This is a genomic window from Sagittula salina (genome assembly GCF_017813235.1).
Classification (GTDB): domain Bacteria; phylum Pseudomonadota; class Alphaproteobacteria; order Rhodobacterales; family Rhodobacteraceae; genus Sagittula; species Sagittula salina.
In genome coordinates, this window is the sequence record NZ_JAGISH010000005.1 from 308,204 (window position 1) to 317,660 (window position 9,457).

Consider the following 9,457-nt stretch of genomic DNA (forward strand, 5'->3'; position numbering starts at 1 on the left):
CGACACATGGGTCAAATCGCGCCCACGCTCGGACTCCGCCGTACTTCATGGCTGGCTAAATCCTCTGCGGCTGAGGCGGAGCACCATTGCCCCGAAGGCGGGCCCATCCCCGCTCAGGGCGTGTCTGCCCGCGCGCGCTGACAGCTGCGGTTTCGCCCGAGGCCTTCCGTCACCGGCGCCTCAGTGCCCCATGATCATCCCTTCGAGAGCATCGCGCTCCATCGCAAGTTCCGACAGCCGCGCCTTCACCGCGTCACCGATGGTGATCAGACCGACCATCATGCCATCCTCGACCACCGGCATGTGGCGAAACCGCCCCTCTGTCATCTGCTGCAGCACCGCGTCGGCGCGGTCCGCGAGCGCGCATGTCACCAGTTTCGAGGTCATGAACTCCTCCACAGGCGCATCCATCGCGGTAGCACCGCGCGCCGCCAGCGCCCGCACCACGTCGCGCTCCGACAGGATCCCCTGCGCGCGCGACCCGTCGTCCGAGACCACGACCGTACCGATGCGTTTCTCCGACAGCATGGCCACCGCCTCGCGCATCCGGGTACCGGGCTTCACGGTGTAGACATCGTCGATGCCCTTGCTCTTCAGGATGTGCTGGACCTGCATGGTGCTCCTCCTATACAGCGGTATACAATCAGCGTCTGTCAGGTGCGACATCCTGTCAAGTAAACCCTAAGGATGGGTTACGCGCCCTTCGGCCATTGCGTCGACCGCCCCATTCGGACCCGTCTCCACCTGCGCCTCCAGACGCCCAAGCTCCGCGCGCATTCCCGCCACAAGCGCCTCCGCGAAACGGTTCATCCGCTCCAGCCGGCGGTCGTCCGCGTGCCGCACGAGGTGGAAAGTCCGCGTCAGGGACACGTCCTCCACCAACACCCGGCGCAACCCCGGCGCCAGCGGCAGGCTGAAGTCGTGCACCACGCCCAACCCGGCCCCCTGCCGCAGCCAGTGGAACTGCACCGCGACGGAATTCGACCCAAGCGGCACGCGGGTCAGCCCCAGCTCCGCCATGTAGTCCAGTTCCTTGTCAAAGATCATGTCCTGTATGTAGCCCACCAACCGGTGTCCCTTCAGATCGGCACGGCTTCGGATCGGAGCGTGCTGCGCGAGGTAGACATCGCTCGCCGCCAGATGCAGGCGGTAATCGGCGATCTTCTGCACCACGAAACGGCCCGCCGTCGGGCGCGAGACGGTGACCGCCATGTCCGCCTCCCGGCGGCTCAGGTTCACCAGACGTGGCAGGGCGACGATCTGTACTTCCAGCTCCGGGTTGGCCTCCGCGATGCGGGCGCAGACCTGCGGCAGCAGGAAGTTCGCGCAGCCGTCCGGAGCGCCAATGCGGATCTGCCCCGACAGCCCTTCGGACCGGCCCCGCACCGCCTCCGCCGCCATCAGGGCGGCCTGCTCCGCCGCCTCCGCGTGGGCGACCAGCCGCGCGCCAGCCTCTGTCAGCGCATAGCCTTGGGGGGATTTCACGAAGAGCGGCGTGCCCAGCCCCTGCTCCAGCCGGGCCACGCGCCGCCCCACTGTGGCGGGGTCCATCCGCAGCGCCTTGCCCGCCGCAGACAGGCTTTCGCCACGCGCCACACCGAGGAATACCCGCAAGTCATCCCAGTCCATCGCCACCCCTCATGCAAAAACGCAAAGCCTCTTTGCCGGATTTCACCTGTGCGGCGCAAATTTGCAAGGGTATGCTCCGCGCAAACGCAAGGAGGAGCCCTCATGGAACTCACCAACTGGACCAACGGCGCACACGTCAAATCGACCAGCGGCCGTCACTCGGATGTCTTCAACCCCGCCACCGGCGAAGTGCAGGCGAAGACGCCGCTCTCCACCGTAGAGGAACTGAACGACGCCGTCGCCAAGGCCGCGGAGGCGCAAAAGGGTTGGGGCGCCACGAACCCGCAGCGCCGCGCCCGCGTCATGATGAAGTTCGGCGCGCTCATCAACGAACACATGGACGAACTGGCCGAGCTGGTGTCGCGCGAGCACGGCAAGACCCTGCCCGACGCGCGCGGCGACGTGCAGCGCGGGCTGGAGGTTGTGGAGGTCTGCATGGGCGCCCCCGCCATGCTGAAGGGCGAATTCACCGACGATGGCGGTCCGGGGATCGACCTCTATTCCATGCGCCAGCCGCTCGGCGTGGTCGCGGGCATCACGCCCTTCAACTTCCCCGCCATGATCCCGCTGTGGAAAATGGCCCCGGCGCTGTCCTGCGGCAACGCCATGATCCTCAAGCCGTCGGAGCGTGTGCCCTCTACCGCGCTGCGCCTCGCGGAACTCCTGCAGGAAGCGGGTCTGCCCGACGGCGTGCTTCAGGTCGTGAACGGTGACAAGTCCGTGGTGGACGCGATCCTCGACAACGAGGACATCGCAGCCGTGGGCTTCGTGGGCTCCACGCCCATCGCGCAGTACATCTACGGTCGCGCCGCCACCAACGGCAAGCGCGCGCAGTGCTTCGGCGGCGCAAAGAACCACATGATCATCATGCCCGACGCCGACATCGAAAAGGCCGCCGACGCGCTGGTGGGCGCGGGCTACGGCGCCGCGGGCGAGCGTTGCATGGCGATCTCCGTCGCCGTCCCGGTGGGCAAGGAAACCGCCGACAAGCTGATCGAGGCGCTGGTGCCGCGCGTCGAAAAGCTGAAGGTCGGCCCTTACACCTCCGAGGCGGACGTCGACTTCGGTCCGGTCATCACCGCGCAGGCGCGCGACCGCATCAATGGCCTGATCACCTCCGGCGTGGACCAGGGCGCGAAGCTACTGATCGACGGCCGCGACTTCAAGATGCAGGGCTACGAGAACGGTTTCTTCTGCGGTCCGTCGCTGTTCGACGATGTGACACCCGAGATGGACATCTACCGCGAAGAGATCTTTGGCCCCGTCCTGTCGACCGTCCGCACAGAGACCTACGAGGACGCGCTGAACCTCGTGATCGACAACCCTTACGGTAATGGCACGGCCATCTATACGGCTGACGGCGACACTGCGCGCGACTTTGCGCATCGCGTCAACGTCGGCATGGTCGGCATCAATTTCCCGATCCCGGTGCCGCTGTCGTACCACACCTTTGGCGGCTGGAAGAAATCAGCCTTTGGTGATCTGAACCAGTACGGACCCGACGCCTTCCGCTTCTATACGAAAACGAAGACCGTTACCGCGCGCTGGTTCTCCGGCATCAAGGAAGGCGGAGAGTTCAACTTCAAGCCGATGGACTGAGCCCCTCCCCGCTGCGTGCTACGCCGCACCGAAAATGAAAGGGGCCGCCGCGTGCGGCCCTTTCTCGGACCTGGATTTCATACGCGAATCACCGAATATGATGCAGATGCAGGTCTCAGTCTTGCGACTGCCCACAATGACGCTACGGCACCCTGAAACGCCTATCACGTGTCAAAGTCGATATTAACGCACTGAAAACGTGCGTCATTGACCGTTCGGCACCCATCGGCGGCCTTGATCGTCGCGTATCGACGTCAACAAGTACTATCCAAGCGCCAGCGATTGCCCGACACTGCTACGACAAACACCCGCCGGCCGCCGTGCCCCAAGCAACGGACCCCGTCGATGCCCATCAACCTTACCGTGCACCCGCATTCCTGCCTTGCCTATTACCGTCTGAGCGGCGTGCTCACCGTGGACGATTCCGCTCGGGCGCTGCGGGCATGGATCGACCATCCCGGATTTGAACCGTCGCACGTCATGCTGATCGACATGTCCACCTGCGATGAGATCCGCGTCACCTTTCTTGGCATCGTGGTCGCCGTCGAACGGCTCCTGCCGGTCTTCGATGCCTTCACCCGCCCGGCGCTCTGTGTCATTCACGCGCCCGACGATGTCGCTTTCGGGGTCGCGCGGATGCTGCAACAAACGGTTGAGCCGGTCTCCAACATCTGCTTTGAAATCCACCGCGATCCGCCGGGCGCCCTCCGCGCGGCGGGCATTTGCCTCCCGACCTTCGATGCGCTCGATGCGGGCCTCGGCCTCTCCCTCCCCGCAGTCGGTTTCGGCTGATCACACCAGATCCAACCGGCGCTTGCCGCGCCGCGCCCTCTCTGCTTTCCTCACCATGGGAGGATGCGCGCCTCCCGCTGGAAGGAGCCGCCATGCCGTCACCCCCCTTCACCATCGGCATCGAGGAGGAATACCTCCTGGTCGATCCCGAAACCTGCGCGCTCGTCGAAGCGCCGGAAGCGCTTATGGCCGCGCTTACCGACGATCTCGGTTCGCAGGTCAGCCCGGAATTCCTCCAATGTCAGGTGGAGATCGGCACCAGACCCTGCGCGACCATCGACGAGGCCCGCGCCGATCTGACCCACCTGCGCCGCACCGTGTCCCAGCGCGCTTCCGAACACGGGCTCGTCCCGATCGCCGCCTCCTGCCATCCGCTCGCCGACTGGACCGAACAGCACCACACGCGCAAGGACCGCTACGACCAGCTCGACCGCGACCTGGGCTCTGTCGTCAGGCGGATGCTGATCTGCGGTATGCACGTGCATGTGGGCCTTGGCGATGACGCACGCGACACGGACCCGCTGCGCGCCGACCTCATGCGGCAGGCGAGCTACTTCCTGCCACACCTCCTTGCGCTCTCGACCTCCTCCCCCTTCTGGCAGGGCCGCGACACCGGCCTCGCCTCCTGGCGCATTTCTGTCTTCGACAACCTGCCGCGCACCGGCCTGCCGCCGCAATTTCCCGCGTGGCAGGATTTCGAACGTTCCGTCGCGCTTCTGGTCGACCTCGGCGTGATAGAGGACGCGACCAAGATCTGGTGGGATCTGCGCCCCTCCTCCCGCTTTCCCACGCTGGAAACCCGCATCATGGACGTGCAGCCCCGGCTGGAGCACGCCCTGACGCTGGCGGCCGTGAACCAGTGCCTGATGCGGATGTTGTGGCGACTCAGGGTCAGGAACCAGCGCTGGCGGCATTATGACCCCTTCCTCGTGGCCGAAAACCGCTGGCGTGCGCAGCGCTATGGAACGACTGAGGGTTTGATCGACTTCGGACGGGGCGAAATCGTGCCCGTTCCCGAATTGGTGGAGGAGTTGATCGACCTGCTCGAAGAAGACGCCGGCGTTCTCCAATGCACCGAAGCGCTCTATCGCACCCGAGAGATGGCGCAGGCAACCTCCGCCACCCGCCAGCGCGCGGCCCATGCCGGCGCGGCAAGGACCGGCGCCGATCCGGAGGCGCAGATGCGCGCCGTCGTTACTCACTTGATCGAAGAGTTTCACGCCGACCTGTAGGACGCTTCGCGCAATTCAGAAACCGGGTTTATGGAAGTTGCCGACTGGCCGGTTCGAGGGGGCCTGCCGACCAGGTCATCTCTCGCGGCGCGGCTTCGCATCGTCATCTACGGTTGGGCCCTGCGTCCCGGAGGATGCCACTTCGTCTTGGGGGCCCCACCACCGCCACGATCCACCCAAGCCCTCTGCCGCAAACACCGCGTGCCCTTGCCTCCTTGCTCTCCAGCAGCTACCCCGCTGCGGCCAACCGGGAGAGCCGCCATGAAAGTCGCCATCGCCACCTCCGACTACTTCGTGCAGGGCGAGACCTTCATCAACCGCCATATCGAACACATGTTCGGCGGCAATACCTGCATCATTTGCGGTCGGGCCAACGGACTGAATCCACTGGGGAAACCCGTGTTCGAACGGCGCGCCAAGCTGACTCCCGCGGATCTGGTCCGCACGCCTCTGGCCATGGCACTGGGGGCTGGCGTGCATGGCACCTCCCGCGTGCCCTTTGGCGACAATGCCCGCGCGCTCACGGACTTCATTCAGACCCAGAAAGTCGACGTGATCCTTTCCGAGTTCGGCACGCAGGCCATCGTTCTGGCACCCTTGGCGAACCGCCTCGGCATCCCGATCCTCACCTATTGGCGCGGCACCGACGCGTCAAAGATGCTGCGTCTGCGCCAGCGCGTACGCTCCTACCGGCTGATGATGCCCCGGCTGGCCGGAATGTTTTCAGTCAGCCAGTTCCTGCTCGACAACCTTGCCGCCCATGGCATCCGCCACGACAATGCCCATGTCGTGCCCTCCGGTGTCGACATCCGCCGCTTTACCCCCGGCCCAAAGGCACCCGGCAGCTTTCTCGCCGTGGGTCGCATGGTCGAAAAGAAGGCGCCGGAGATCACCCTGCGTGCCTTTGCAGCCGCCGCGAGGGGGCGAGAGGCACATCTGACCTTCATCGGTGACGGTCCGCTGCTGAACCGCTGCAAGGAAACCGCGCAAAGCCTTGGAATTGAAAAACAAACCACATTTACCGGAGCCCTGCCGCACGATGCGGTGCGCGAACACCTGCACCGCACAGAGGTCTTCCTGCAGCATTCCGTCACCGCGAAGGACGGCAATACAGAAGGCCTGCCCACCGCCATCCAGGAGGCGCTTGCCTCCGGTTGCATCACCCTGTCGACCCGCCACGCGGGCATCCCCGAAGCGGTTGAAGACGGCGTGAACGGCTTCCTGGTAGACGAATGGGACGAGGCGGGCTTTGCCAACGGTATCCGCGCCATCCTCGACATGGCGGACCGCTCCGCCATGGCCGCAGCCGCCCGACGCACGGCGGAAGAAAAGTTCGACAATGCGCTCGGCCTGGCCCGCGTCGAAGGGATCATCACACGCACCCTTACAAGCCTTTGATCGGGGCGTTTTCCGCTTCTCGCGGCCCCGGCATCGCCGTGTCAGAGTGCATTCCGTACGAACATTGGAACCAACTGCCTGAAGAATGGTTTGCCCACAGACGCCGGGAAAAGCCTTGGCGGTTGAGGCAAAATTCCGAAGGAGACAGAAAATGGAAGGACTGGGTTGGCTTGCAGCCATCATCGTCGGCGGCATCGCGGGATGGCTGGCGGAGAAGTTCATGAATTCGAACATGGGCGTCATCATGAATGTAATCCTCGGCATCGTCGGGGCGATCATCCTGAACGCGATCCTGATGGCCGTGGTTGGCACCACGCTGGGCGGCTGGATCGGCCAGTTGATCATCGGCTTCATCGGCGCTTGCCTGCTGATCTGGGTGGCCCGAATGTTCCGCCGGGCCGCCTGACAACAGGCGCTTAAAATTCATGTATTCCAATAACTTGCGCGCCAGACCTCATGTCTGGCGCGTTGGTGTTTTCGAAAGGCCCTGATGCTCGCCTCCCTCTCCCTGCCGCTGCTGCTTCTGGTTTTTGCTGTCGCTGGTGCCGCCGTGATCGCTGCCTCGGTCAAGGCAACGCACCTCGCCGACATCATTGCCGACCGCACCCGCATGGGCGAAGCCATGGCAGGCGGACTCATCCTGGGCGGTGCGACCTCGCTCTCCGGCGTGGTGGTATCCGTCACGGCGGCTTCTTCCGGGGACGCGAGTTTCGCCGTTTCAAATGCTGTCGGTGGGATCGCGGCGCAAACCCTCTTCCTGGCCCTCGCGGATGCTCTTTGGAAACGCGCCAACCTCGAACATGCGGCCGCCGAACCCGCCAACCTCTTTCAGGCGGTCATGCTCATCGTCCTGCTGGCTTTTCCGGTGCTCGCCATGGCGGGCCCGGACGTCCATATACTTCAAATTCACCCCGTAAGTATATTTATTTTTATAGTTTATTTATATGGAATTCGCCTTTCAGCCAGCGTCAGTAGCAACCCCATGTGGCGCCCGGTAGTAACCGACGCCACCCGCCGCGACGAACCAGACAGCGCGGAAAGCGACCGCTCCGCCCGAAGACCGGCGGTTGTATTCGTGGTGCTTGTCCTGATCATGGGCGCATGTGGCTGGATCATTTCGCAGGTCGGCGCCAGTTTCATCACCCGGTTCGGCCTTGCCTCATCCCTCGTAGGCGCCCTGCTCACCGCCGTGGTCACGTCACTGCCGGAGCTCGTCACCACCATTACCGCCGTCCGCAAGGGCGCATTGCAGCTCGCCATGGGTGGCATCATCGGTGGCAATACGTTCGACACGCTGTTCCTTGTTGTCTCCGATGTGGCCTATCGGGACGGGTCGATCTACCACGCCGTGGGCCTGACCGACCTTTACTGGCTGGCCACCGGCCTTCTGATGACCGCGATCCTGCTCGCTGGCCTCGTCCTGCGCCAACGCGAAGGCCCGGCACGCATCGGCCTGGAATCCGTCCTGATGATCGCCATCTACACCAGCGCCGTCATGGTAGAGGTCTTTGCCTGACCCGGCCGGAAGCCGCTTGCAATCCGCCCCGCCCCGCGTAAACTGAACAAGCGTTCATTTCAGGCAAGGGAGGCTTGAGCATGGATTTTGCGCTCACCGAGGAACAGACCGCGGTTTTCGATATGGCCCATGCCTTCGGGCAGGAGCACATCGCGCCCCACGCCCGGCAATGGGAGGCCGAAGGCACGATCCCGAAAACCCTCTGGCCGCAACTGGCGGAACTGGGCTTCGGCGGGCTCTATGTATCCGAGGACGCGGGCGGTTCCGGTCTCTCGCGGCTCGACGCGACGCTGGTGTTCGAAGCCCTCTCCATGGCCTGCCCCTCGGTCGCGGCTTTCCTGTCGATCCACAACATGTGCGCAAAAATGATCGACGCCTTTGCCTCCGACGATTTCAAGGCGCGTGTCCTGCCGAAGGCGCTGACCATGGAAACGGTGCTCTCCTACTGCCTGACCGAACCGGGTTCCGGCTCTGATGCCGCCGCGCTGAAGACACGCGCGGAGAAGACCAACACGCATTACAACCTGACCGGAACAAAGGCCTTCATCTCCGGCGGCGGTTATTCCGACGCCTACGTGGTCATGGTCCGCACCGGCGATGACGGACCGCGCGGCATCTCGGCCGTCTATGTGCAGGACGGCACGCCCGGCCTCTCCTTCGGCGGGCTCGAGGACAAGATGGGCTGGCGGAGCCAACCCACCCGGCAGGTACAGTTCGACGATTGCACCATCCCGCATGAGGACCTCATCGGCGAGGAAGGCAAAGGCTTCCGCTACGCCATGGCCGGCCTCGACGGCGGGCGCCTGAACATCGCGGCTTGCTCGCTTGGCGCCGCGCAAACAGCACTCGACAACACTTTGAAATATATGGCGGAACGCCGCGCCTTCGGGCAGACAATTGATCAGTTTCAGGCGCTGCAGTTCCGCCTTGCCGACATGGAGATCGAGCTCCAGGCCGCCCGCACCTTCCTGCGCCAGGCGGCGTGGAAGCTCGACACCGGCACCCCGGACGCCACGAAATTCTGCGCCATGGCCAAGAAGTTCGTGACCGAGGCGGGCTCGAAGGTGGTCGACCAGTGTCTGCAGCTGCATGGCGGCTACGGCTACCTCGCCGACTTTGGCATCGAGAAGCTCGTCCGCGACCTGCGCGTGCACCAGATCCTCGAAGGTACCAACGAGATCATGCGTATGATCACCGCGCGCCACATGCTCGCCAACTGATCCCGCTCCTGCTTCTCTGCTTTCCAAATACCTCCACGGGGGTCCGGGGGCGGGAAGCCCCCGGTCCGCCC

At 64.4% G+C, this 9,457-nt stretch carries 9 protein-coding genes; 7 read left to right on the forward strand and 2 right to left on the reverse strand.

Features of this window, described 5'->3' with window-relative positions; genetic code table 11:
• Positions 1 to 180 precede the first annotated feature (180 nt).
• Together J5474_RS11255 and J5474_RS11260 are read right to left on the reverse strand one after the other, a co-directional pair.
• Positions 181 to 615 (reverse strand): CBS domain-containing protein, encoded by a 435-nt coding sequence (locus J5474_RS11255; protein WP_209360999.1) that lies wholly within the window; start codon positions 613 to 615, stop codon positions 181 to 183.
• 66 nt (positions 616 to 681) lie between these two features.
• Positions 682 to 1,629 (reverse strand): LysR family transcriptional regulator, encoded by a 948-nt coding sequence (locus tag J5474_RS11260; protein ID WP_209361000.1) that lies wholly within the window; start codon positions 1,627 to 1,629, stop codon positions 682 to 684.
• A 102-nt stretch (positions 1,630 to 1,731) separates the two neighbouring features.
• On the opposite strand from J5474_RS11260, the gene J5474_RS11265 reads away from it, so the two are divergent.
• The 7 genes from J5474_RS11265 (at position 1,732) to J5474_RS11295 (ending at position 9,386) form a co-directional block, all read left to right on the forward strand.
• A complete protein-coding gene (locus J5474_RS11265; protein WP_209361001.1) occupies positions 1,732 to 3,228 on the forward strand; it encodes a CoA-acylating methylmalonate-semialdehyde dehydrogenase in 1,497 nt (498 codons plus the stop codon).
• Between the two features lie 345 nt (positions 3,229 to 3,573).
• A complete protein-coding gene (locus J5474_RS11270) occupies positions 3,574 to 4,020 on the forward strand; it encodes a hypothetical protein (protein WP_209361002.1) in 447 nt (148 codons plus the stop codon).
• A 92-nt stretch (positions 4,021 to 4,112) separates the two neighbouring features.
• A complete protein-coding gene (locus tag J5474_RS11275) occupies positions 4,113 to 5,252 on the forward strand; it encodes a carboxylate-amine ligase (protein WP_209361003.1) in 1,140 nt (379 codons plus the stop codon).
• A 261-nt stretch (positions 5,253 to 5,513) separates the two neighbouring features.
• A complete protein-coding gene (locus J5474_RS11280; RefSeq protein ID WP_209361004.1) occupies positions 5,514 to 6,650 on the forward strand; it encodes a glycosyltransferase in 1,137 nt (378 codons plus the stop codon).
• Between the two features lie 151 nt (positions 6,651 to 6,801).
• Positions 6,802 to 7,056 (forward strand): GlsB/YeaQ/YmgE family stress response membrane protein, encoded by a 255-nt coding sequence (locus J5474_RS11285; protein WP_209361005.1) that lies wholly within the window; start codon positions 6,802 to 6,804, stop codon positions 7,054 to 7,056.
• 84 nt (positions 7,057 to 7,140) lie between these two features.
• Positions 7,141 to 8,166 (forward strand): sodium:calcium antiporter, encoded by a 1,026-nt coding sequence (locus J5474_RS11290; RefSeq protein WP_209361006.1) that lies wholly within the window; start codon positions 7,141 to 7,143, stop codon positions 8,164 to 8,166.
• Between the two features lie 80 nt (positions 8,167 to 8,246).
• The gene (locus J5474_RS11295; protein ID WP_209361007.1) at positions 8,247 to 9,386 is read left to right on the forward strand and encodes an acyl-CoA dehydrogenase family protein; all 1,140 of its coding nucleotides are present in this window, start codon (positions 8,247 to 8,249) and stop codon (positions 9,384 to 9,386) included.
• Positions 9,387 to 9,457: the final 71 nt, after the last annotated feature.

What these genes read in the sequence shown, in the direction of transcription:
- J5474_RS11285 (WP_209361005.1), top strand. Translation starts at nt 6,802, where the DNA reads ATGGAAGGACTGGGTTGGCTTGCAGCCATCATCGTCGGCGGCATCGCG.
- J5474_RS11295 (WP_209361007.1), top strand. Translation starts at nt 8,247, where the DNA reads ATGGATTTTGCGCTCACCGAGGAACAGACCGCGGTTTTCGATATGGCC.
- J5474_RS11270 (WP_209361002.1), top strand. Translation starts at nt 3,574, where the DNA reads ATGCCCATCAACCTTACCGTGCACCCGCATTCCTGCCTTGCCTATTAC.
- J5474_RS11265 (WP_209361001.1), top strand. Translation starts at nt 1,732, where the DNA reads ATGGAACTCACCAACTGGACCAACGGCGCACACGTCAAATCGACCAGC.
- J5474_RS11255 (WP_209360999.1), bottom strand. Translation starts at nt 615, where the DNA reads ATGCAGGTCCAGCACATCCTGAAGAGCAAGGGCATCGACGATGTCTAC.
- J5474_RS11275 (WP_209361003.1), top strand. Translation starts at nt 4,113, where the DNA reads ATGCCGTCACCCCCCTTCACCATCGGCATCGAGGAGGAATACCTCCTG.
- J5474_RS11290 (WP_209361006.1), top strand. Translation starts at nt 7,141, where the DNA reads ATGCTCGCCTCCCTCTCCCTGCCGCTGCTGCTTCTGGTTTTTGCTGTC.
- J5474_RS11260 (WP_209361000.1), bottom strand. Translation starts at nt 1,629, where the DNA reads ATGGACTGGGATGACTTGCGGGTATTCCTCGGTGTGGCGCGTGGCGAA.
- J5474_RS11280 (WP_209361004.1), top strand. Translation starts at nt 5,514, where the DNA reads ATGAAAGTCGCCATCGCCACCTCCGACTACTTCGTGCAGGGCGAGACC.